Origin of the sequence: Chromohalobacter sp. 296-RDG, from assembly GCF_029889885.1 — a bacterium.
GTDB lineage: Bacteria > Pseudomonadota > Gammaproteobacteria > Pseudomonadales > Halomonadaceae > Chromohalobacter.
On record NZ_JARANY010000041.1, the window covers coordinates 1 to 23,675 of the forward strand.

26 protein-coding genes and 1 tRNA gene are annotated in these 23,675 nt (G+C 56.9%); 22 read left to right on the forward strand and 5 right to left on the reverse strand.

What is annotated here, in order from left to right; genetic code table 11:
* Nucleotides 1–20 precede the first annotated feature (20 nt).
* The 22 genes from OP495_RS12845 (at nt 21) to OP495_RS12950 (ending at nt 15,340) form a co-directional block, all read left to right on the forward strand.
* Nucleotides 21–111: transfer RNA gene (locus OP495_RS12845), tRNA-Ser, on the forward strand.
* 147 nt (nt 112–258) lie between these two features.
* On the forward strand, nt 259–1,494 hold the full coding sequence (locus tag OP495_RS12850; protein WP_280569744.1) for a site-specific integrase: 1,236 nt from the start codon (nt 259–261) through the stop codon (nt 1,492–1,494).
* Between the two features lie 45 nt (nt 1,495–1,539).
* Nucleotides 1,540–2,166 carry a hypothetical protein gene (locus OP495_RS12855; protein WP_280569747.1) on the forward strand — a complete coding sequence of 209 codons (627 nt, stop codon included), beginning with the start codon at nt 1,540–1,542 and terminating at the stop codon, nt 2,164–2,166.
* Nucleotides 2,167–2,242: 76 nt separating this feature from the next.
* Complete coding sequence (locus tag OP495_RS12860) at nt 2,243–2,437, forward strand: AlpA family phage regulatory protein (protein ID WP_280569749.1); 195 nt, start codon at nt 2,243–2,245, stop codon at nt 2,435–2,437.
* Nucleotides 2,438–2,885: 448 nt separating this feature from the next.
* Complete coding sequence (locus OP495_RS12865) at nt 2,886–3,089, forward strand: hypothetical protein (RefSeq protein ID WP_280569752.1); 204 nt, start codon at nt 2,886–2,888, stop codon at nt 3,087–3,089.
* Complete coding sequence (locus OP495_RS12870) at nt 3,086–3,268, forward strand: hypothetical protein (protein ID WP_280569755.1); 183 nt, start codon at nt 3,086–3,088, stop codon at nt 3,266–3,268. The genes OP495_RS12865 and OP495_RS12870 overlap by 4 nt, the downstream gene beginning before the upstream one ends.
* Nucleotides 3,261–3,440, forward strand: coding sequence for a hypothetical protein (locus OP495_RS12875; RefSeq protein WP_280569757.1), 180 nt, complete (start codon nt 3,261–3,263; stop codon nt 3,438–3,440). The genes OP495_RS12870 and OP495_RS12875 overlap by 8 nt, the downstream gene beginning before the upstream one ends.
* A complete protein-coding gene (locus OP495_RS12880; RefSeq protein ID WP_280569759.1) occupies nt 3,437–5,674 on the forward strand; it encodes a toprim domain-containing protein in 2,238 nt (745 codons plus the stop codon). The genes OP495_RS12875 and OP495_RS12880 overlap by 4 nt, the downstream gene beginning before the upstream one ends.
* Nucleotides 5,674–5,967: a hypothetical protein gene (locus OP495_RS12885; protein ID WP_280569762.1), complete on the forward strand. Its 294-nt coding sequence runs from the start codon at nt 5,674–5,676 to the stop codon at nt 5,965–5,967. Before OP495_RS12880 ends, OP495_RS12885 begins: the two co-directional genes overlap by 1 nt.
* A gap of 177 nt (nt 5,968–6,144) precedes the next feature.
* A complete protein-coding gene (locus tag OP495_RS12890; protein ID WP_280569765.1) occupies nt 6,145–6,327 on the forward strand; it encodes a hypothetical protein in 183 nt (60 codons plus the stop codon).
* Entirely contained in the window at nt 6,324–6,536 is a 213-nt protein-coding gene (locus OP495_RS12895; RefSeq protein ID WP_280569766.1) for a hypothetical protein, read from the forward strand. The genes OP495_RS12890 and OP495_RS12895 overlap by 4 nt, the downstream gene beginning before the upstream one ends.
* 11 nt (nt 6,537–6,547) lie before the next feature.
* Nucleotides 6,548–6,844 carry a hypothetical protein gene (locus OP495_RS12900; RefSeq protein ID WP_280569767.1) on the forward strand — a complete coding sequence of 99 codons (297 nt, stop codon included), beginning with the start codon at nt 6,548–6,550 and terminating at the stop codon, nt 6,842–6,844.
* A complete protein-coding gene (locus OP495_RS12905) occupies nt 6,841–7,410 on the forward strand; it encodes a hypothetical protein (protein WP_280569769.1) in 570 nt (189 codons plus the stop codon). Before OP495_RS12900 ends, OP495_RS12905 begins: the two co-directional genes overlap by 4 nt.
* Before the next feature lie 175 nt (nt 7,411–7,585).
* Nucleotides 7,586–7,990 (forward strand): DUF5681 domain-containing protein, encoded by a 405-nt coding sequence (locus OP495_RS12910; protein WP_280569770.1) that lies wholly within the window; start codon nt 7,586–7,588, stop codon nt 7,988–7,990.
* On the forward strand, nt 7,980–8,198 hold the full coding sequence (locus tag OP495_RS12915; RefSeq protein WP_280569772.1) for a hypothetical protein: 219 nt from the start codon (nt 7,980–7,982) through the stop codon (nt 8,196–8,198). Before OP495_RS12910 ends, OP495_RS12915 begins: the two co-directional genes overlap by 11 nt.
* The gene (locus OP495_RS12920; protein WP_280569774.1) at nt 8,185–8,451 is read left to right on the forward strand and encodes a hypothetical protein; all 267 of its coding nucleotides are present in this window, start codon (nt 8,185–8,187) and stop codon (nt 8,449–8,451) included. Before OP495_RS12915 ends, OP495_RS12920 begins: the two co-directional genes overlap by 14 nt.
* Nucleotides 8,452–8,517: 66 nt before the next feature.
* Complete coding sequence (locus OP495_RS12925) at nt 8,518–9,084, forward strand: hypothetical protein (RefSeq protein WP_280569777.1); 567 nt, start codon at nt 8,518–8,520, stop codon at nt 9,082–9,084.
* 589 nt (nt 9,085–9,673) lie between these two features.
* The gene (locus OP495_RS12930; protein WP_280569780.1) at nt 9,674–11,479 is read left to right on the forward strand and encodes a site-specific integrase; all 1,806 of its coding nucleotides are present in this window, start codon (nt 9,674–9,676) and stop codon (nt 11,477–11,479) included.
* Nucleotides 11,480–11,994: 515 nt separating this feature from the next.
* Complete coding sequence (locus OP495_RS12935) at nt 11,995–12,381, forward strand: transposase (protein WP_280569782.1); 387 nt, start codon at nt 11,995–11,997, stop codon at nt 12,379–12,381.
* 834 nt (nt 12,382–13,215) lie between these two features.
* Entirely contained in the window at nt 13,216–13,668 is a 453-nt protein-coding gene (gene rnhA / locus OP495_RS12940; protein ID WP_348521314.1) for a ribonuclease HI, read from the forward strand.
* A 124-nt stretch (nt 13,669–13,792) separates the two neighbouring features.
* Nucleotides 13,793–14,410, forward strand: a complete 618-nt coding sequence (locus OP495_RS12945; protein ID WP_280569783.1) for a hypothetical protein — start codon at nt 13,793–13,795, stop codon at nt 14,408–14,410.
* Nucleotides 14,411–14,617: 207 nt separating this feature from the next.
* Complete coding sequence (locus tag OP495_RS12950) at nt 14,618–15,340, forward strand: KilA-N domain-containing protein (RefSeq protein ID WP_280569785.1); 723 nt, start codon at nt 14,618–14,620, stop codon at nt 15,338–15,340.
* A 287-nt stretch (nt 15,341–15,627) separates the two neighbouring features.
* On the opposite strand, the gene OP495_RS12955 is transcribed toward OP495_RS12950, so the two are convergent.
* The 5 genes from OP495_RS12955 to OP495_RS12975 all read right to left on the reverse strand — a co-directional run bounded on the left by OP495_RS12955 (nt 15,628) and on the right by OP495_RS12975 (nt 23,224).
* Nucleotides 15,628–16,263 (reverse strand): recombinase family protein, encoded by a 636-nt coding sequence (locus OP495_RS12955; protein ID WP_280569787.1) that lies wholly within the window; start codon nt 16,261–16,263, stop codon nt 15,628–15,630.
* Between the two features lie 281 nt (nt 16,264–16,544).
* Nucleotides 16,545–17,288 (reverse strand): abortive infection family protein, encoded by a 744-nt coding sequence (locus OP495_RS12960; protein WP_280569789.1) that lies wholly within the window; start codon nt 17,286–17,288, stop codon nt 16,545–16,547.
* A gap of 28 nt (nt 17,289–17,316) precedes the next feature.
* Entirely contained in the window at nt 17,317–20,502 is a 3,186-nt protein-coding gene (locus OP495_RS12965) for a type I restriction endonuclease subunit R (protein WP_280569791.1), read from the reverse strand.
* Nucleotides 20,499–21,671, reverse strand: coding sequence for a restriction endonuclease subunit S (locus OP495_RS12970; RefSeq protein ID WP_280569794.1), 1,173 nt, complete (start codon nt 21,669–21,671; stop codon nt 20,499–20,501). Before OP495_RS12970 ends, OP495_RS12965 begins: the two co-directional genes overlap by 4 nt.
* Nucleotides 21,668–23,224 (reverse strand): class I SAM-dependent DNA methyltransferase, encoded by a 1,557-nt coding sequence (locus OP495_RS12975; protein WP_280569797.1) that lies wholly within the window; start codon nt 23,222–23,224, stop codon nt 21,668–21,670. Before OP495_RS12975 ends, OP495_RS12970 begins: the two co-directional genes overlap by 4 nt.
* Between the last annotated feature and the right edge of the window lie 451 nt (nt 23,225–23,675).

The following is a 23,675-nucleotide window of genomic DNA, read 5'->3' on the forward strand; positions in this document are numbered from 1 at the left end:
AGTATACAACGCCGTGAGCCGGAGGGATGGCAGAGCGGTTGAATGCACCGGTCTTGAAAACCGGCGAAGGTTTGTAGCCTTCCCAGGGTTCGAATCCCTGTCCCTCCGCCAGAACGCCCTGATCAAGCCGCCCACTGAGGCGGCTTTTTCGTGTCTAGCCCCGCCACTACGGCATTTCTACCTTTCCCGCTTGTATCACCGCATATCATCAACTATCATCCAATAACATTATTTTGGTGGGATAGGAGGTAGGATCAAATGCCTAAGGTTGCCAGGGATCTAACCAACGTCGAGATCAAGCGCCTGGAGAAGCCCGGCTTCCATAACGTCGGGCATGTGCCGGGATTGATCCTCCAGATCGGCAAGAACGGCTCCCGTTCGTGGGTGCTGCGTATCCGCATCGGTGACAAACGCCGCGACATTGGCTTGGGCAGTGCCCAGGGCATGACGCTATCCCAGGCGAAGACCTACGCCGCCGAGATCCGGCGCAAGGTGCGGGATGAGGGCATCGACCCGGTGGCCGAGCGCAAGGCCGCCCGAAGCGCCCTACTCGCCCAGCAAGCCAAGGCCATCACCTTCAGGGAATGCGCCGAGGAAGTTATCAAAAATAAGCAAGGCGAATTCACCAATAAGAAGCACAGCAAGCAATGGCGCTCCACCCTGGAGCAGTACGCCTATCCCATCATTGGTGAATTGAGCGTTGACGACATCGAGCTGGCACACGTCAAACAGGTGCTCAAGCCGCATTGGAAGTCACGCACCGAAACGATGACCCGCGTGCGTCAACGCATCGAGGCCGTCATCAACTACGCCATCACCAGCGAATACCGACAACGCTCCAATCCGGCCATCTGGAAAGGCAATCTGGAGAACGTGCTGTCCTCGCCCAACAAGATAACCAAGGTAGTGCATCACCGCGCCCTGGAGATCGACGCCATGCACGCTTTCATGACCGACCTACGCCAGCGTCAGGGCAATGCCGCCCGGTGCCTGGAGTTCGTCGTATTGACTGCTGCACGCTCCGGCGAGGCCCGTGGCGCTACCTGGTCCGAGATCGACCTCGAGAAACAGCTCTGGATCATCCCCGGTGAGCGCATGAAGGCCGGCAAAGAGCACCGCGTCCCGTTGTCCGATGCCGCCGTGAAGCTCCTCAAGGCCCAGCCCCAGGGCGACGGCCTGGTATTCCCGGCCCCGCGTGGCGGCAAGCTGTCCGACGCGGCCATGAGCGCCCTTCTCAGGCGTATGGAGATCAAGGCGACCGTACACGGTATGCGCTCCAGCTTCCGCGATTGGGCTGCCGAGCGCACCAGCACGCCGAACCAGATAGCCGAGATGGCCCTGGCGCATACGGTGCAGGGTGTCGAGGGTGCCTATCGTCGCGGCGACCTGATCGCCAAGCGGGCGAAGCTGATGGACCAATGGGCCGAGTTCATCGACACCAAGCCCGGCCAGGGAGAGAACGTCACCGCCATTCGGGCCAAGGAAAATCTCTGAATCAATGTCCCGCATGTCACAAAGTCACAGCAAGGAAATCGCTCGATGCAATGGCATATCTGCGATGAAGCCTATGAAATCGTAAGGCAGCACCCGATCACAAAGCAGATGGAGAGCTTGTCCGGGCTGACCTTCAGGGAGCTGTACACCAGCACCCTCGACATCTTTATCTTTGATCCGCCCGATGAGTTCGAGGGGGATCGGCTTTTTTTCGGCGCTGTGTCACTCGACAGCTTGCCGCCGCGCCTGGCCACAGACGTGAAGGCTTTCTGCCTGCTGGTGTGGAGCCATTCTCATGAGGCCCAGGAGCCTCGCCTTGAGTTGCACAGAGAGAAGGCGTTCGAGCACCTGGCAAACTATGAACGCGGTATGGGGTATGCCGAAAACGAGGCTACCAAAGCAGCCGCGTCATCAAGGCAGAGCGGCATCGCCAGCAAGCCCCGCAGCCCCGTAAAGACAGAGTTCATGAGCAGGTACGGTCGATTTTACGGGAGCATGACGATTGCCGATCTATGGAGCAACCTGTACCACCTGCTGGACGACAGCGGCAGAGATCCGCGGGACAGAGAGCACCCATCGGGTGAACCTATGTACGAGTACACAGATGATCGAGGCCGCCGGAAGCAACTGAAGAAGAGCAGCTTCCAGCGCTGGTTTTCACAAAGTACGTAAATAGCCACGGCTACGTACAACCCCCACCCCACACTACCTCGTGTCAACCCAAGCCATCCGACACGAGGTACCCACAATGGCTGAAGCAATCCGCGAATGGATCGACGTGAAAGCCCTGGCCCAGCGCTACAGCGTAGGCGTCAACACCATCTGGCGCTGGTCACGTGATCCTGACAATGCTTTTCCTGCCCCCTCCAAGCTCGGAGCAAACTGCACCCGGTGGCACCTGGATGACCTCGAGAAATGGGAAGCTGAGCGGGGTGCTGCCTGATGCTTGCGCATATCATCCCGCATCACTACCATAAACCTGCTGCCGCAAAATCGGCAGCCGGGAATCTCACCCCGATCCATCCAAGGCGCAAAAGCGCCTCCATTCCGACGGCGCTCTTTTTGTGCTCGTCTGTTATGGCGGCTGTGCGTGGGCAGGCTTCGGCCTGGCCGGTTCCCTTGGATGCCGGTTGTGAGATCCCGCGTACAGTCGCCCCCAATGAGAATCTCACCTCTAAGGGCGACTCCAACATCCAAGGAGTCTCACCCATGGCCAAATTGTGCCTATTCCCTACCCGAAGATCTTCTGCACGCGCCAGCGCCCACCGCGCCATGGCCCGCGCCGCCCTTTTCTCTGATTCCAGCGCCCGCGTCCGACTGCGCCGTTACAACGCGCACATGGATAAGGCTCGCGCCTTTGAAGCCGCTGCACGCGGCCAGGGGGCGGTGTCATGAGCTACCACACCGATTCCGACCGCCTCGACGCTCACGCTCGCCAAGCCTGGGCTCTCTCCGAGCTACTGATCGACCATTTCGGTGGCCAGGAAGAGCACAACGTCATGTCTGACGAAATAATGAGCGGGCTGATGGAGAACATCAGCGAACACCTGAAGAAGATCCAGGAGATCAACGCCGGGCAGGAGGTGCAATCATGATGCCGATGGCGATTCACCGCGATGAACGAACCGGGCGCATCAACCTCTTCTTTGATTCGCTGGATGCGTTCGTACCTGCCGCCGACGCGCTCGACCGTGGCCTGGTCACGGAAGACGAACAGCGCCAGCTCGATGCCGAGATCAATGGCCTTGGCTGGGGAGGTGCTGATCATGGATAAGCAGACGGAACGTCAACTCAACCTGCTGGCCGCTGAGATCCGCGACGACGTGAAGCGTGCCGAAGGCATGGGTAGAGGAACCATCGGTATCTGGGCACTGATGGCCTACGTCAAGCGCCTGGAGAGGCTGCTGGCTGACCAGCGCAAGGGGGGCGAATGGCTACGCAAATGAAGACGCCCGCCCCAGGCAAGGGGCAGGCGCAAAGCAAAAACCACACAGACCATTATGGCCACCCGTATCTTGAGCGCAAGGGGATCGCCCTGGCTGACCTGCAAGCAGTCTGCCGAGTAGGCGTTACCGTTGAGGTTGGCGAGGTGCGATGCCATGGCGCCGATGACTGGCGCGGCTCGATGATCTTTAGGGAGTTGGTGGACGCTGCCGGAGCGTCTTCCGGTTTCGAGCGCATCCTGCCGGAGAAGATACAGAAGGCCGAGGACGCTAAACCGGGGGACAAGTTCACGACGCCGGGCAGCAAGGTGTCGGGCACCTTCACCCCCATTGGCTTCGCGCCGACTGACTTGCTGAGCCTTTCGGGGCCGCTGGTGATCTGTGCCGGTCTGGCTGATGGCTACTCAATCCACGCGGCCACGGGACACCCTGTCGCCTGCTGTGTCGGGGAGATGATGGTGGCCAGCGTCGCCAAGGTTCTGCGCACTGCTGCCGGCCGCGCCGAGCTGCTGGTCGCCGTAGACAACGACGAGGCGGGGCACCGTGCTGCTGAGCGGGCCGGGACCAAATGGGCCTGTCCGGCCAGGCTCAAGGATTGGAGCGACGTTCGTCAGCAAGAAGGGCTCGATGCCGTCAAGGAGCAGCTACTGGCCACCCGCGAACAGGCGTCAACAGATCAGGAAGACAAGGACGGTGAAGACGAAGACAAGCGGCAGTCGCAAACCGACCTGATCGTTGCCTTCGTGCAGGCATGGAATGATCTTTTCCATGATGACAACGATGTCGCCTACGCCTGGAGCCGAGCGACCGGAGAGGTATGGTCTATCGGCAGTCGTTCGTTTCGACACTGGCTTACTGCTGAGTTCTATGCCCAGCACGAAAAGGCAGTGCGGGACCAAGCGCTCAGGGAAGCGCGAATGACGCTGGAAGGCATCGCGATGAAGGATTATCGCCAAGTGCATATCCGCTCGGCAGGTGGTGACGGGCATTACTGGCTCGACCTTGGCATACCTGGCAGTAGCCGGTGCGTCCACCTTCGTTCTGGTGCCTGGACAATCGAGGAGCAATGCGAGCTGATGTTCTGCCGATCCGAGAGCGCCCAGCCGCTACCGGAGCCGGTACGCCATGGCAGTATCGAGCCGCTGTGGTGTGTGGCCAATGTGCCGGAAAGCGCTCGACTTCTTGTCGTGGCCTGGCTGGTCGAGTGCCTGCGGCCCGACACGCCCTACCCGATCATCGAGCTACTTGGCGAGCAGGGAAGCGGGAAAAGCGGAACACAGTCTGCCCTGCGACGGCTGATCGACCCCAACGCCGCCGACCTGCGCGGTACGCCGAAGTCTGCTGAAGACCTGTTCGTAAGCGGTGGCGTTAACCACGTAATCAGCATCGAGAACGCCAGTCACCTGCCGGCCCAACTGCAAGACGCGCTATGCGTGGTGGCAACTGGCGGTGGGTTTGCTCGGCGCAAGCTATACACCGATGGCGATGAAAGCGTCATCCAGCTCAAGCGCCCCATCATCCTCAACGGCATAGCCGCTGCCGTGACCCAGCAAGACCTGGTGAGCCGTACCATTACCGTCGAGCTGCCTGTGATTCAGGATGCCCAGGCAAAGGACCGCATGGATGCCGACTTCGAGGCCAATCGACCGACGATCATCGGCGGTCTGCTGGATATAGCCGCTCAGGCGCTCAAGCTGCTGCCTGACATGGCGCTGCCGTCTCACCGCCGCCCCCGCCTGGTCGAGTTCGCTTATCTCGGTATGGCCGTTGCCAAGGCGATGGACCACGACCCCGAAGAGTTCATGAAGCAATTCGACGCGGCTCGACAGGATGGGCTGGAGCGTACGCTCGAGGCGAGCCCGGTGGCCACGGCTATTCGAGACTGGGCAGAGATCCATCCCGATGAAACCCGAGATGAACCGGCCAAGCGCTGGCTGGCCATCCTGGCCGACTACAAACCGACCGGTGCAGACGCCTGGCCACGATCAGGAAAAGGTCTGGGCGATGCAATGCGTCGATCGGCACCCGCCCTGCGGCAGCTCGGCATCGAGTGCAAGAGCCTTGGCAAAGGTGGCGGCGGCATCATCCGCTGGAGGATCGGAAAGAAAGTTCCTGAACCCATGTCCCACACGTCACAAAGTCACAGTTCAAACGATGACGGTAGGTGTGACTTTGTGACTTCAGGGACTTCATATCAGAGAAATTCTTTACCCAAGGCTTCCGGGGAGGAGTTCTGATGGCTGCCCTCGACTACCTCAAGGCCCACGACCTGCAAGCTGAACCAATGCCCGGTGGTCGGATATATGTTTGGCCTGCTGAGAACATCACCGACGAGACTCGCGTCTGGATACGTCAGCACAAAGCCGAGCTGCTGCAAGAGCTGTCCCCCGCAAACAGCGACAAGCGGCTTTCCTGGCGCGTCATCCGAGGCGGAAAGCCTATCGCCACCATGGTCGGCAGGCTGATGTCACCTGACGAGGCATTGGCCGCTGCCCGAGCCCGCTGGTCTGACGCCACCGTCGAAACCTGATCACCACGCCACGAGCAGGCCGCCATCGAGCGGCCTTTCTCGTATATGGCGGAGAGATTATCCGCTTACAATCCAATAAAATCAGTGTTTAAATGGATTTTTATATGGTTTATCCCCCACATATCCCACCAAAAATGCTACGCTGATGATCAACCTAACCCGAATTAGGAACAGGTTATGAGCACGATGAAGCAGCCAGGCCGGCCCAAGGGTCGCCACAACGCCAAACCGACTAAGCGAGAGGTCGCCGGCTACCTCGAGATGCTGCGAGGCGCTGCCCAAGCAGGGGATGTGAATGCCGCCCGGCACCTGATCGACCTACACGAACGCCACCAGCGCCAGGAGGGGCCAGCACGATGACCACCAAGCGATACGAATGGATGCGCCGGCACATAGAGCGCACAGGAATGGCCGAGCGCTTCCCCGAGAAACATCAGATCCAGCTCGTGAACCGCCAGGGCGAATGGCTCGCCACGCTGGTCGGGGATGACGCTGATGCCCTGCAAGAACGCGCACAGCGCATGTCTTCCGGCATTCGTGGGTCGCGCGTGGTCAACCCCGCTGCATGAGGTGAACAAGAATGCCGTTCCGTACCGATGACCCGAACCTGGCGATTGATAGCCCGACCATCAAACAAGACAGCACCGAAAAACCGAAACCGAAGGACACCGAGACCATGAAGACTCGCACCGACGAACAGCAACGCGACCTCGTACGCGCCGAAGCTAAGCAGGATCACGACGCCGCCATGCAGCCTCGCACCAGCCGCGATGTTCGCAGAGAACAGCTTGAGCGTGCCGACCGTGGCGACAACGCCGGGCAAGGGGCCAAGGATTCCCGCGAGCAGATGATCGACCGCATGAAGGGGGAAGCGTGATGCGTACACCAGAGGAAATCGAGCAGCGCCTGGCTGAAATCGAAGCCGAGCGGGAAGAGATCGCCGGCCAGGACTTCAATGCCGAGATGCGCCAGGCCACGATCAACGGGGGCGACCTGGAAGCCATCGAAGCCCGCCAGGCGGATGCAGAGCGCCGCGAGAAGCGCCTTACCATCGAAGCCGAGGCATTGGCCGACATCTTGCCCGATGCCCGCCGGGAAGCTGCACAACCTCAGATTGATGCCATCCGTCAGCAAGAGCATGAGCGCCAGGAAAAGACTCGCAAAGCTGCCGAGAAGGCACGCAAGGCGGCCGCGGCGCTGACGGCCGCGATGGAGGAGTTTACCGGCACCTGCAATGCCGAAGATCTGCGAGTGCAGATGGGCCAGCTTGCCCGAGAGATCGACGCCAACCTGGAGCCGGTGCGGGATATGTCTCACCGCGACCTGGCCAGTGCCCTCGAAGGCGTCCGGGCGCAACTTGGCCCATGGATCGCAGTGGCCACGCCTCGTGGCGGTATGCGGCACGGAGACCCGGCCACAACCGATCTAGGGACAGCACCATGAGCCATGGTCGAGAAGGTGATATAGAAAAACGTCGGGCCGCTCGCTACCGGAAGCACGACTTCCACAAGGGCACAGCAAAGGACCACGCCGCCCACGAGAGCCCACGGCTCCGCCAGTATCGGGAGCGCATGCAATCATGGACACGACCGGCCTGATCTGAACAGGAATAGAGCAGATGGCGAAGTACAAGCCCGGACAAAGCGGTAATCCACGAGGCCGACCCAAGGGCACCAAGGACGCTCGCACACGCTGGCGTCAGTCCCTCGAGAAGCACGGCGATGAGCTGGTGGCCAAGGCTGTCGAGATGGCCCTTGAGGGCGACGGCCAGGCGCTCAAGCTCTGCATCGACCGAGCCATCCCGGCCTATCGACCTGCTGCTGAGCCGGTGCGCTTCGAGATGCAGGGCGACACCCTGACCGACAAAGCCAGCGAGATACTGAACGCCGTATCCCGTGGCGAGATCGACCCGCAGACCGGGCGCTCGCTGATCGACGCCATCGGCTCGCTGGTCAAGGTGCAGGAAGTCGATGATATCCAGCGGCGGTTGGATGCATTGGAAGGAAGTAACGATGAATCGTGAGCTTGAGAAACGCCTGGCAGCGCTGGAGCAGCAGGCCAAAGGAACCGACGACCAAGATCCGAGCCGCATGTATCACGCCATGCTCGAGCTTGGGTTGGAAGCGCCGGAGCCTATGGGCGGTGAAACCTGCACGGAATGGCTGACGCGCGTCCCCACAAAGACGCTGGAACCCCTGATGCACTGGAGTGATGCCAATGTCCAGCCGTGAGCTTATCAAGCGCCTTGATGCCCTGGAGAGCCAGCGCGGCGGTGATGACGCAAGCGTGCGTCACGTCATCCTGGTGCCGGCCTCGCATGGCCCGGAGCCGCTGCCAGTGACTGGCTATGCCACCAAGGGGGTCGAGACTCACCGCCGTGATGGAGAGAGCGTCGAAGCCTGCTGGCAACGGCACCACGGCGCCCTGGACGCCGATGGCCAGGATGGAGTGACGATCAGCGAGCAACTGACCGAAGACGATTAGCGCCTGACCTGGAGCTGAGCTGAAACCTCAGCCCGTTACCAATGAGAGAAGCGGGAGAATTACATAATGATTGAGTTCCACCTACACGGACATTTGAACGATCGACACGGCGGCCCTTTTTTGTTGGAGGCCGACACGCCCGCCGAGTGCATCCGGGCGCTGGGCATCCAGATCCCCGGCTTCGCCCAGCATGTGCGCGACAACAACTGGCACGTAGTGCGCGGTGACAAGGATGAGGGCATCTCGCTGGATGAAGAGGGCGTGACGGTCGGCGTCAGCAATGACCAGGTGCATTTAATGCCAGCGGTTGAGGGGGCAGGCGGTGACGGGGTTTTTCAGACGATTATAGGGGTGGCGTTGATTGCGGCCTCGTTTATACCCTCCCCGTACAGCCCATACCTATTTAAAGCCGGCGTTGCGATGACCATCGGCGGCGTCTCTCAGATGCTCGCCCCCTCCGTTAACTCCAACTACGAAGACCGCGAGAAACCTGACGAGCGGCCATCGTTCGCTTTTGACGGCCCGGTGAATACATCGACCCAGGGCGTCGCCGTGCCGGTCGGCTATGGCCGCGTGCGCGTGGGCTCCGTGGTGATCAGTTCGGGCATATCAGTCGAGGAAATGGACGCTTGACCAATGTGGCCTAGTGATGAATACCACCGAGAAGTGGGATTTACCCACATCGGGAAAAGCGGGATTTACCCGTATTTGGGGGAAAAGGGGGACGCTCCCCCCTTTAAGGCGGAATCCCGGCTTTTACGACATCCTTGTAAAACATGCAGATTCCCATCTTTTCCGCCTACGCAGTATTGCGCTGACGGTCTGACCGCAAAACGCAACGCAAAATGCAACGGCCAGGCTCCCATAATTTAGGGATCCGCAACCTCGCCAGTGACGACGTTCGATCCTCAAATGTGAGGAGCGGTCACATTTACCACCCTGGCCAGCCTATAGGGTAGGAATCCGATTCCGCCCCCCTGCTGGAGATCGGCGGAAAATTGCGTTCATTGGCCATGTATCACCGAATATCATCCAACAATATCCATATGGTGTGATTGATGGTGGGATAAATAAAAATTCGTCATGTAAGATACTGATTTAAAGGCGTGTATTGAAGACTGTCCCTCCGCCATTACATCTTAACGCCCTGAGATTTCAGTAACTTACTGGTCTCGGGGCGTTTTCGTTTCGGGCTGCCCCACTGGACTGTTACAGTGGGAGTATGGAACAAGTGGACGCTACAGCACATCCTCGTCTCTATCGTCGCAGCGGTCGGTACTACCATCGAGCGGCGGTCCCTCAAGATATTCAAGCCAGCTACCCGAAGACCGAGGAGACGTTCTCCCTCAGGACTTCCGACTATCAGGAAGCGCTGCGTCGGGTCAGGAAGGCGGCGCATGAGGTCGATCAACGGTTCGAGACGCACCGCCAGCAACTCGTCGCACAGGCCAACCCATTGAGTGGCCTCACTGAGCAGCAACTACAGCACCTCAACGATCTTTTCTATGCCTATCTGTTGAAAACGGATGAGGAATACCGGCGTGAGTTTGACTGGGACAGCGATGCTGATTTTGACGCTGCCTATGAAGCATTCAACGATGAGGTAGAGTCCGCACAAGCCGCCTACAGCACTGGTTGTATCGCCAAGCGGTTCCATCGCTACGCCAAAGAATCAGTGGAAGCCCACCTTGAGAGCCCTCTATCCTCAGAGTCGTCTGACTGGGATGAGTTAGCGTGGCGGCTACAGCAAACCTTCATCACTGCCGCACAGGCCATTCTCGCGCGTAACCGTGGCGAAGTGGTACGAACACCCCCTGCGCAACAGAGTATCCAGCCACAACACGTCTTACAGCCTTATGAGGGGCTAGGCTCATCTAATCTCGAAGCTCACCAACAGGTCGGGCAAAGGCTCTTCAGGGTGACGGCAGATTCACTCTCAGGGAGAGATGAGACAACGCCCTTACTATCCGATGCCGTCGGGGAATGGCTGGCAGAGAAGGCGCGCGACTGGTCAACAAAGACGTACAACGATCACCGCACAACCCTGGCCAACTTCCGTACCGTGGTCGGAGACAAATCGCTGGCTCAGTACGGCAAGGCCGATGGTCGCCATTTTAAGCGAGTGTTACTGAAACTGCCCCCGAATTGGACGAAACAGAAATCACTCCAAGGACTGACAATAGACATCGCAGCGGACAAAGCTGCCAAGCTAGGCATGGACACGATGTCAGGGAAAAACCTGAACAAGATCATTGGTTATGCCGCTGCCTTTTGGAACTGGGCATCAGCACACTACGACGATTGTCCGGCCAACCCGCTGGCGAGCCTAAAGGTGAAGCTCAAAACGTCAGCCCGCGAGGAACGCGACCCCTTCCAAGTTAGCGACCTCAGAGCTATCTTCCATGCCCCGCTGTTCACTGGCTGTCAGTCTCTACGTTACTGGAGACAACCAGGTCACCTCATCCCACGCAACTCGGGAATGTACTGGGCACCACTGGTGAGCCTGTTCTCGGGGATGCGGATGGGTGAGATCCTACAATTGTACGTATCCGATATTCGTGAGGATCAGGGCATCCCCTTCATCGACATCAATGGCGATGGTGATGATAAGTCCCTGAAGACAAGCAGCAGCTATCGGGCTATTCCTGTACATCCTGAGCTAATCCGGCTGGGATTCCTCAGTCACGCTCAGGAGATGCGCCAAAAAGGTAGTCAGCGGCTATTTCCTGATATGCCCATGGGGAACGACGGCTACTACTCCTCTGTCTACTCCAAGCGGTTCAGGGCGCTGCTCGACTCCCTCAAGATCAAGCACAGCCAAAACGCCTTTCACTCTCTACGCCATAACTTCGAGGATGCTTGTCGTGATTCTGACGTCTCGTTGGAGATCACCAACACGATCCAGGGCCATACAGAGTCGGGTATGGCCGGTCGTTACGGGAGTGGCTTCACGCTCCAGCGTCTCAATGAGGAGATGCGCAAGGTTAGGTATCGGAGTCTTGACCTTTCCCAGCTCACCCGTGAGTGAGCCCTCTTCATTCAGCGCCAGGATTGGCTACAAGCCCCTCCATATGGGGCTTTCCAATTAGAACCCTATATTGGACAAGCAATCCATCCAGCCTACACCGGTCAAGTCTAGACAACTGAGAGAGCTAGAAGACAAGACAACCGGGATCCACACCTCCAGCCCAAGCTATAGGAGGATACAAGCGCTAGCGAGGAAAGGATGTTTCAAGCAGTGCGATATCTAAAAATGAGCTGTCGCTCAAAGCCTGAAATACCCTCTAGCACAGAGTAAGCTCCATTAAGAAGGAGAACTCCGTTCGGCATATGGCACGGCACGATCTTCAGCACGAACAAGAGGCTGACTGAATATAGCGATCTATGTTTTCTGTGACCAGACATATCCGCTAGTTGATTGATTCTAAAGTATAATTTTTTAAACCACCTCTTGCGTCTCCGCATGGGGTGTATGAAGCTATTGGACACTGACCTGCCACATAACGGATTTACCAAAGACGAATCCCATCGGAGATGAATGCCATGAACAGAGAGTCCCCCGAATCCCAAAAGCATCGACGCCGATTCTCCAAAGCATACAAACGCCAGGTAGTCGAGCAAACTTTTGAGAAAGGTGCTCTCGTGTCGCTTGTGGCTCATCGTCATGACATAACTACAGCTCAGATATACAAGTGGCAAAAGCTTTATCGCCAAGGGCAACTGACCGATGTGCTGGAGTCGAAAGGTGAGATGCCTCTGCAAGTCTTCTTGCAGGGGTCTGCCTTCACCTCTCCGAGAGTCTCCGAATCCAATTCTGACGCCACACCACCGGACGAACTGGTAATTGCCTTGAGTAACGGCCATAGTTTGGTGCTTCGTGGACGAGTTGATACCGCCGCATTGCGTGTTGTTTTGGACATGCTGAGCTGACGATCTTGCCACTCTATGATGGTATGGCTTCTAACTAAGTTTAAGGAGCCCCCCGGCTATCCGCGACATCGACCTGTAAGCTACTTCATGGCCCAAACAACTTATCCCTTCAGGGTACCTCCACCCATAAACCGTTTTTCACACAGTCACCCACAGCTTTATATCAAGCTCCCCCAATTAGAGCCCATTTATGGGGGAACGCTCCCCCGGGGACCGCTCTGAAGAGGCTCGGCATACTGATACCGCGCTTTAGCGACCCCACTGTACGTAGCTTTACGCCTTCGGCACCACGCAAGTAATGGTCCCGGCCTTTTCAGGTCACCGGGATGCAAGCTAACGCGTCGATGTCGACCAATGGATCACAGGGGGGTGGTGGCCCCTGTTGGAGTCCGGGCGACCCGTCGATCCGGCGGGGTGACTACGGGTGGTGGGGACATCTAAGAGACTGGCACCTGATGCCCTCCTCTCTTAGAGATGACTTTGAGGCTGGCGCTACTCGCTCTCACAGGCGACACAGGCGACACAGGCGACACAGGCGTTCATCCTCATCCGTGATCATCATCACCCATGCCACGGAACATCCCTTCTCAATGCCCTCCTGTGGGCATCTCTCGGCTCTTCCCTTGAGCCATTCCCTACGTAAACCCAGCGACATTCTCGAAGGCAGTCGGTCAGTCGGGCGGTTCGTCCGTCTAGCTGAAGGGAACCGACTGTCTCCAACAATGAGGACGAATCAACATCATGACTTTACTCAACCCGACCACAGCCCCCCTGACGGACTGTCGATCAGGACCAGACCCAAGGTCCGGGGCCAGAACCCTCCCTACTGTCCGTATCTATACGGACGGCGCTTGCAGTAACAACGGGCGAGGCAACCCCCGAGGAGGCTGGGGAGCCGTGCTTATAAGCAGCAATGGCTACCGTCTCAAGATAGCCGACCGACTCGAAGGCGACATCATCACCAACAATCGTGCCGAGTTAACCGCCGTCATCCGTGCCTTGGAAGCCCTGAAGAGCCCCGCCGAGGTCCATCTCACGACGGACAGCGAATACGTTCTCAAGGGTGCGACTCAGTGGCTCCCTGGGTGGAAGCGAAAGGACTGGAAGACAGCGGCAAAGAAGCCAGTGAAAAACGCTGACCTATGGCGCGAGATCGATAGGCTGATGCCGACCCACAAGGTCTTCTTTCACTGGGTACGTGGTCACAGCGGCCACCCAGAGAATGACCTTGCCGATCACCTGGCGGTTGCCGGTGCCAACGGTAAGACAGTGAGGGAATATGAGTGAGACTCCTTCCAGCGATTCCACCTGCCGTCACTGAAAAACTTATGTAGAAACCGGACAAAGCGAATACAAGTCCGGCTCTGCGCTCTCAATCAGCTAATTAATCATTACCCAAGGATGTTAACCCATGAACATGAACGCAACCAGCTCAGCACTGCAATCCTCAGTATCCATTACTTCTCTTGCTAGCGAAAATGACCATACTATAAGTCAAGTCATTCTCCAGGACTCCTTCGATCGTGTGTATCTCGACTCTTTCTTGGCTCTAGATACATTGCTTGAGCGTGAAGAAGGAGCCCTCGAAGCTTACCGTCTGTCTGGCGAACTTAATGAAAAGGGAGGGGAAGCGCTTGAGGAATACGAGTATTATAAGGAATCCCGGCGGCAAGTGCTCGAAGAAGCAAAGGCATTGAGTCGTCAGTTTTACGATATAGCCATTCCGCTACGAAAAGAGCTTGAAGAGGGAGCCGAGGATGGGGCCACGAAACTTCCCCCACATATCCAAGAGGCAGTGCTCACTATACAGCGGTTGACCATATCATCTGAGGGATATAACAAGGCTGCCCGTATCGCTGGTGAATGTATGCAAAAGGCTGTTGATAGGGCTACCGCTGCGTTTGATGAAAGAGACGAGGTTCTAGCCCGCTTCCCAAGCATGTCTGAGGCACTGACTAACTTAGAGCTGCTCCATGACCAGATAAGCCCCGAAGTTGCGTCCATTGTGGAGCACCCAAGTTATCATTGATGGTTCCGTATCATCGAAAACATAATCCTCGTATACGATTAAAAGCTTCTCCCATGAGCTAACCACTGATCAACTCACACAATCCTCTATCTGATAAGTCCTTTCTTTCGTTGCCTTCGGCGGCTGGCGTCATGTCGTCCGCCGGATTGTGGGCCGCTGAAGGATGGGACTTCGAGGAGAGGGCTTTTCAAATAGGAATGACGTACGATGTCCATATCAGTTGCGCAAAAGAATCTCGTCAAGCCGACCTTCAAGAAAGACACCCAAGTCATGTTTAACAAGGAAGGCTGGCTAAACGCCACAGCACTCGCCGGGCAGTATGATAAACGGCTCGATCATTGGCTGGATAATCAGGAGACCCAAGCTTATATGGCGGCTCTGGCTACGAGTTTAAATACCCGGAATCCCGGGGAATTAAAAATCACCAAGAAAGGGCGCTACGGTAGCGGCACTTGGATTCATCACAGGCTTGTCATCCCTTTTGCTCGCTGGCTTTCCCCAGAGTTGGCCGTGTGGATGGATGAGCAGCTGTACACGTTGCTCTCGGGCGAGTGGCAAGCCAGTCGCGAAGCCTCCACAGAATTCCATAAAGAGATGTGTGAAGAGCTAACGCTAGCCCGTGATATGGGTGGCAAAGGGACCATGGCTCACCACTACATCAATGAATCACGGATGCTGAATCAAGTTTTAAGTGCCTTTATGACCGGCGCGGAAACCACCAAAGGCCAACCCAAAGCCTTGGATCGTTTGGCGCTCACGGCTGACCAGCACAAGGCTATCGAATGGCTCGAACGAATGAATACTCGGATGATCGCCAGGGGCTGGGACTACAAGACACGAAAGGACAGACTCTTGGGTTTACTACCGAGCAGGTTCCCCGGGTCCACGCTGGGTGGTCCAAGGCATTCGCTTTCGATGCTTGCTATGTGACCGGACTATTTCACGACAAAAATGCGAGCCGGGATTTATATATATATATATGGTTGCGCGTAACCCCCGTAGCCCCGCCTGACGAAGCGCTTCGAAACCCTCCCACGGGGGTATCAGCAAGGCATGTTCTGGAGACAACCAACCGCTGGATCTTCCTCGCTGGCTGAGAGCGAACTGTGCGCCGTATTGTTCAACGATGACCCTGCGCCTGTCCTACCCACCAGGGACAGAGGGCCAGCCCGTCAGGCCAGCCATGTGCCCTTCTCTCCTTGCCTATAGCTGCTCGCCTATGACTGCTCAGCCGCCCGCTTCTCGGCTCGCTGTACGGTACTGACACCACAGCCCAGGATCTCGGCGGTCTTGCGGATGCTCATTCCCTTGCCTCGCAGCTCCAACACCTTCTGGTGCAGCCCTTGGTCAACCGGACGGCCTCTGTAGACGCCTTGCTCCTTGGCCTTCTCGATGCCCTCGGCCTGACGCCGCCGCCGATCCTCGTAGTCCTTACGAGCCACAGCGGCCAACATATCGAGCAGCATGGCGTTCACCGCATCTAGCATTCGACCAGTAAAGTCGTCATCCGCCGAAACAGTCAGAGCAGCGTGGCTCGTCGGTAGATCCAACGACACGACCCGAAGTCCGGCTTTCTGGATGGCCACCTTGAGATGGTCCCAATCGTGCTTGTTGAGGCGCGTCAAACGGTCGACTTGCTCCACCAACAACACATCGCCGGGCTCGGAGTCATCGATCAGGCGGGCCAGCTCGGTCCTGTCGGTCTTGGCTCCGCTGGCGTTCTCCACGTACCACGACGCCACTCGGGTGCCTTTCTCGCTGGCAAACGTCGTGAGCGCCTGTCGGGCTCGGCTGGCGTTCTGGTCCTCGGTGGAAGCTCTTAGGTAGCCACGGATGATGACTGGATGGCCCATGGTGTGTTCGTCTCCAACCCGATGTATTCATTAGACTATATTCACAATATTCGTAATCGTTTGGGTAGTCAATGCGGGTATATGAACACGTATATGGATACGCTCACGGCGTGGTCGCTGAGGTACACCCTAATGAATGTGGAAGAAAAAGCTGCCGAGTGGCTCGATAGAGATATAGGCGACGTGGTCTATAGGGAAGCCACGCCGATCAAACGCTGACTGCTTTGGTGAGTGGGTAGATGTATTTTTTGCGATGATCTGTAGGTAAGCAGTTAGAGGGGCTATTGGCCTCCTTGACGTGCTTCAAGCGTAGCTATCAGAAATGATGACATGGTCCCCGAGAGATTCACCGCCAGCTCTGCATGGCGTGGCAACGGTTTGACGGGCCTTTGTCCCTGACCGTGAGAATCGCTAACTCGATTCCTCAACTCGCCCAAACCGACGACAACACTGGTACAGCCACCAAGAATCTTTCTAAAGACTTCCTCCACATGCTGATCAGGAGCAAGGTTCAGGGCACGGGATGCTTTCCTATAGAGCGCGGGAAGATCGTCACTTCTGCCATACTCAACGCCCTCAGAACGCTCGATCACATGCTTGCATACGCTTTCAAGCAAACTCCGAGCCATCGTGATGGCACCTTCTGGATCAGCATCCCTGCGGTCTACAGCCTTGGACCAAGCTGCATGGACATGCTCCGAGTCGAAACGCTCCAGGCTGTCAGAAATGTTAGCATCCGAGGGATAGCCAACAGCCTCCAACCTATCCAGAAGCGGACGGAACTCACTCCAGATGTATTGCCTTCGTTCTTCATACGTGCTGAACCTAGACTTGATGAAGCCCCAGAACTGAGAGGGGTCTCGACAAGTATGTACCATCCTGGGTAATAGGTCAGCTATACGTGGGGCTGATACAAGCGCAGCTCTTGCCTTGGCATAGTCCTGATTGGACACAGGATCTGGAGTCGTTGCCCTGGCGATCATCATATTTTGAAGCGATTCGGCATGAACCAATAACTCATCCATTACATACTCAACATTGCTGTGTCTCTGATCAGACGCGGGCGTTTGAATACACGCTCTGTCCGCCCCCGTAGTAACTCATCAAGATGTGCTGGAAGGCAGCCTCGCACTTCTCCTCATAGACCGTCTCATCGAAGCTCTCAGGCAATCCACGGTCGAAGGTATCCTCCAAGGTACGACGAACATCGCCTTTGGCCTGGGCCTTCTTCCGCCAGTCCAGAACCAGCTTCTCCTTGGTTAGAGTCTCAAGAAGCTCCCGACACATCGCCTTCACCTTGGCCACCTCCTTGTCGGTCATCTCTGGGGCGGGCTTGGTGATGATGTCGAACAAGGCCAACTCTTCTTCGCTGAGCCCTTCGCGCATCGCTCGCTGGTCTTCCTCCTGAAGATCCTCGGTGAAAGCCATAAGCTGCTGGAAGAAGGTCTCGACGTTGATGCTCCCATCGTTGTAACGCTCGATCAGCTTCTGGAGCTTCTCCATGAAGTCCGTGCGGGTAGGATTCGACGCCACCATCGTTTCCAACTTCTGGTTCAGCAACGCCCTGAGCTTCTCAGACTCCGTGCACTTCTTACCCTGACTGAACTTCTCCTTGAGCTTCTCGAAGTCGATCTGGCTGAGATCGTAGAGCGGCTTGTCATCTTCATCGTTGATGACGTAGGGCACCGGGGCGACTGACTGATCCAGCAGGTCGTCCACGTCCTGCATCACCTTGGAGATGTCCACCTCGGGCTCCAACGCCTTGATCTTCTGGGCCAGCACTGACACCAGCACTGCATCAGGAGCAAGATCAGTGGCAGCAGGATCAGGAAGGATGGCTCGGTACACCCTGGAGGTGGCCCTGGCCAGATTCAGGAAGCCCTTCTTGGTCTCTTCGCTGTCCAGCAGCTTCTCCACAGCATCATCCAGCAGACTCACCTTGTCGAAGCCTCCGGCTGCCTTGATGGCTTCAGGGTCGATCTGCTTCTCGGCCAGGAAAGCCGAAGCCTTGGCCAGCAAGTGCTTGAGGTACTCCAACAGCTCTGACTTGTCCTTGATGGGCTCGTCAGCACCGCCAGTCCCAGCAGCGTCACCACCGTAGATGGACAGGGCATCTTGCAGCTTTCTGAAGACCCCGACGTAGTCGACGATCAGCCCCGCTTCCTTGCCGGGATATTTCCGGTTTGCCCTGGCAATCGTCTGCATCAGGGTGTGGTTTTTCATCGGCTTGTCGAGGTAGATGGTCGAGCAGGACGGAACGTCGAAGCCGGTGATCCACATGGCGCAGACGAACACCAACCGTAGTGGGTCAGCCGAATCTTTGAACTTCTCGTCGAGATCTTCCTCTACCATGCGCTTGCGGTGAGGTTTGATGTCCAGCCCCTTATCAGCCAGCTCCTTGACCTCGTTCTGTCCTTGGGAAACCACCACAGCCTTGTCCGTATCGGTCATCACTCGGATGCGGTGCTTGAGGATCTCCTGACGATCCCTGGGGGCGCTCGGCAACTCAGCCTTGAGCTGGGCCAAGTAGGCTTTCCATTGAGCTTGAACCTTGTCGTACATCCGAACAGCGGTGGCCTTGTCGATGCAGACCATCATCGCCTTGCCCTGATGCCCACGACCGACGAAGTGCTGAACAAGATCCTCGGCGATGGCATCCAGCCGATCATCACGGGTGATCAGGTGGTATTCACGACCGAAGACCCGCTCAACCTTGCGCTCCTGCTCCTCGTCCAGCTCGGCATCTTCCAGCAGACGAGTCAGATCCTCGTTGAGGTTCTCGTTGATGAGCTGTAGCTCGGGGATGCGATTCTCATAGTACAGCGGCACCGTGGCCCCATCAGCAATGGACTGGCCGAAGTCATAGACTGAGATGTACTCACCGAACACATCCTTGGTCTTCTCCTCTCCAGCCATCAGCGGCGTCCCGGTGAAGCCCAGAAAGGCAGCATGAGGTAGAGCCGTCCGCATGTTCATGGCCAGCGTGTCGTATTGGGAACGGTGAGCCTCGTCAGTGATGACGATGATGTCCTGGCGATCAGACAGCTTAGGGTAGGTCTCCCCCTTCTTGGTACCGAACTTCTGGATCAGCGTGAAGACGTAGCGATGGTCCTCCGTCAGCAACTGCTTGAGGTGGGCTCCACTCTCGGCATGGGCCTCTACCTCGTTGACCGCTCCAGTAGCCGCGAAGGTCTTGTAGAGCTGTTCGTCCAGTTCATTGCGGTCAGTGACGATCACGAACGTCCAGTTGCCGGGGATCTTGCGGTGGATCTTCTGGGTGAAGAACACCATCGACAATGACTTGCCCGAACCCTGGGTATGCCAGAACACCCCGAGCCGACCGGCCTCATCCTTGGGGCGATTGTTGATGCGCTGAAGCTCAGCGATGGCCTTGTTGACCCCGAGGTACTGGTGGTTCTTGGCCATCTTCTTGATGGTGCCGCCCGCTGCCTCCTCGTACATCGTGAAGTTCTCTACGATATCGAGCAGACGCTCCGGCTCGGCGAGGCCTCGGATGGCTGTCTCCAGGGACACCACGCCTTTCTCGCCTTCATCGTTGATCCGCTTCCACTCGAAGAGATGCTCCCAAAAGGAGAAGGTACTACCCACCACCGTCTCGGAGCCATTGGAGAGCATCAGGCCCGCGTTATAGGTAAATAGCTGAGGGATCACCTCGCGGTAGTCGGTCAGGTTGTCCGTGTAGGCGGCCTGGAGGGTCTTGTGGCTGGCCTTCAGCTCCACGAAGAGCAGCGGCAAGCCGTTGACGAAGCCGACCAGATCGGTACGTCGGGTGTGGTAATCACCCCGGACCCAGAACTGCGAGGCAAGCAGGAAGTCGTTCTGCTGGGGCTGGTTCCAATCGACCACCCTCACCGTCTCGATAGAGTTGCCGCCATCCTTATCAGCCACCTCGACCTTCACGCCATCCTTCAGTAGCCGATAGACCTCTAGGTTGGCATTCACCGGCAGAAGCTTGGAGCGGTCACGAGCTAGCTCCTCGATGGCCTTGTCGTGAGCATCAGTGGGTAGCTCGGGGTTGAGCTTCTCCAGGGCCAATCGCAGTCGTGAGAACAGCACCACATCCTGCTGAGTTTGCCGTCCCTCGCTCGATATCATGCCCGACCACTCCCCGTAGAGATTGGCAGTGTCCCAACCCAGACCAGCGAACAGTTCGATGGCTGGTTGTTCAACCAAGGCATCTTCGGAATAGGCATGAGCGGGGGATGGCGGTGGCGTCATGCGGCTTCGACCTCCGTATCGTTGGGCATGGGGATGTCGGAAACGTCGATCTCACCGGAGACCAGTTTGGGCAGCAACAGGTCGCGTTGGGTGCGGAGGTTGGAGTTCTTCCGATGCAGTTTTCTTATAAACTCATAGATTGGCTTGCAGTGGCTCGTAAACTTTTCCAACGCTTCCTGACTAGGCTTCAGGAATGGGAGCGAATAGGCTTGGTTCCTGTTTAGCCCAGGGACTGCGGCATCATTGTTCAAGAACCTTTGTCTCTTTAGGTTGAAGAAGACATACTCCAGAGGCAGGTCGGTCTTGATATAGTAAACGGTGTCAATGGGGAAGAAATCGCTCTCGGTCCAAAAGACACTGCCTACGTTCCCCTTTCTCCCAAGGATTATCCCTGGGCCTTTTACTAAAGATTCGATATGGGTTCCCACTTCGCCACTAGCCCCGTAAACGGGATAGGGGCCAGGTTTCCTCTCAGAATTTTTCAGGGCTTTACCATATGAAAGCTCGATGTACTCTTTGAGTTTTGCGCACTCCCACCCCTCAGGAATCTTCCCAAGCTCACTCTCCTTGAAGCTAACCTCCTCATGCCCAGGGAATCGGAAATGGACGAACCACTCCTCGTACAGCCGCCGGGCCATCTCTTCGAGGATCTCGATGCGACGCGTGTTGTTCTCGATGAGGTCATCGTAGGCGGATAGTATCGAGGCAATCCGGTTCTGCACCTTTCGGGTAGGCAAAGTGGGAATTTGTAGCCCACGAATATCACGCATATTTAAGTGAAGAACGGTTGCGCCTGTTGCAGAAGCTCCAAACTGCACCTGCGCATAGTCGCCAAGCATGAAGTAACAGAGAAACTCGGGATTAACTGTATTCGGATCAGGGCGAACGAGAACAGTCCGCTGCCCAAGGCAAACTTTCTCACCCTTACGAATAATTGCAACGTTCCCTACGGGAGCCTCTCTTGCAATGATAAGGTCGCTCTCTTTGGGGACAGCTCTTCGGGTCCACAGGGCATAGGTCTCTTCATCAACTCGGTTTACATTGTCGAGAATAAGTCGACCTCTTCCCACATTAGGGGTACGTATTGAGGGGAAGCCAGCTGGGCTTTTTGGTGCGGTCTTATGCTCGCAGTCTACAATAAGCTCACAGATGTCATTCAACGCTGTCACGAAGCAGTCTCCAAGATGTCAGCAACGTTGACTGAGATCGCTTGTTCAAGCTCACTTGACTCAGCGTTTAATACCTCCAGTTCCTCAGCCAGCTCCTCAAGACGCTCTGCAAAGTCCACATCTTCAGCTTCTCTCGCTGCTGCACCGACATACCGCCCTGGATTAAGCGACCAGCCCTGCTCTTCGATATCCTGCCGTGTCGCCAGCTTGCAAAGCCCAGGTACATCCATATAGCCATCGCTCAGCCCCTTCTCGGAAAGCAGCTTCTCACTGCCCTGATCCAGTTCAACTTCTTCGCCACGGTAGAGCCGCACGATGTTAGCCAGGAACTCGATCTGCTCTGGCAGCCAGTCGCGATGCGCCCGGCCGATCTGCCGATAGATATGGCGGGCATCGACAAACAGCACCTTATCGGCACGGTCGGTCTCGGCCTTGGCACGGTCGAAGAACCACAGAGTGCAGGGCAAGGCCACCGTGTAGAAGAAGTTCGCCCCCACCGAGACGATCACGTCTACGGCACCTGTCTCGATCAGCTTCTGGCGGATTGTCTGTTCGCTGCCCTGGGCGTCACCCGATGAGTTGGCCATGACGAAGCCAGCGCGGCCTGTCGGTGTCAGTGAGGAATAGAAGAGCTGCATCCAGAGATAGTTGGCGCTGTCTGTACTCGGCACTCCGAAGGGAAAGCGGACGTCACCCTCCAGGCGCTCCTTATCGACCCCTGATACGTTGAATGGAGGATTGGCCATCACGAAGTCGAAGCGACCACCCAGCTTGTCGGCGGCGTAGTGAGGATCTTCGTAGTAGGTATTGGCCACCCGCACATCACCCGAGAGCCCATGCACCGCCAAGTTCATCTTGTTCAGGTTGGCGGTGGTCTGGTCCTTCTCGGCACCGAAGATCGAGATCTCGTCCATTGCCGTCTTGTGGTGGCGCTTCACGAAGTCCGCAGAGTGGACGAACATACCGCCCGAGCCACATGCCGGGTCATAGATGCGCCCGTGGTAAGGCTCCAGAACCTCAACGATCAGCTTGACGATGGATTCAGGAGTGTAGAATACGCCCCCCTTCTGGCCTTCCTTAAGCGCGAAGTTTCCTAGGAAGTACTCGTAGACCTTTCCGAAGGCGTCTCCAGACAGCTCCACTGGGCCGAGTTGCTTAATCAGCTCCATCAGCACCCAGTTCTCAAGGCGCGTATAGGTCCGAGGTAAAGCCCCCTTGAGGTCGGTGTTCTCTTCCTCGATGACTTTCATCGCCTCGTTCACGGCTTTTCCGATGTTGTCCCCCTCAGTGAGGGACTGCAGGTACGAGAAGCGAGCGATTTCGGGGAGGAAGATCACGCCCTCGGCTTGATAGTCGGCCTTTTTCACCTTCCGTCGACCACCAGAGCCCACCGGTCCGAGCTTCTTCTCGGCAGCGGCATAGGTATTCTCGGCAAAGCGTAGGAAGATCAGCCCCAGCACGGGGGTCGAGAACTCAGCGGGCTTCAGTCCAGTGTTGGCCCACAACTGGTCAGCCGCCGCCCATAGGCGCTTCTCTACATCTCCATTAACCACAGATTACCCCTTCAATCAATCGCGTAGCCCACACAACGGTGAGCCGCCTAATTCAGCTGTAGTCAAATGCTAATGAAGACGGGTTCCCAAGTCGATAATTGCCGGAGCAAACAGCCACATCCCCTCGCCGGTTTTCAAGGCCGGTGCATTCAGAACGCTTGCGGGTGTTACAGGAAGTTGCTACTGTGAAAAGAGAGGGCAGCTCATGTAACTGGATGTTTTAAAAGGGAAATATTGGGACCGTAAAGCGATCCCTGTCCCTCCGCCATTGCATTTTAACGCCCCGAGTTTCAGTAACCTACTGATCTCGGGGCGTTTTCGTTTCGGGATGTCACATCTCACGTCGCGGCTCGATACCGCTCATCAGCGTGCGTGCTTCGATGAGTGTTAGTCTTCCTGTCGTAAAGGCACCGGTGTCGATGTAGTGGACGTTCCCCAGCCACGTGGGTCG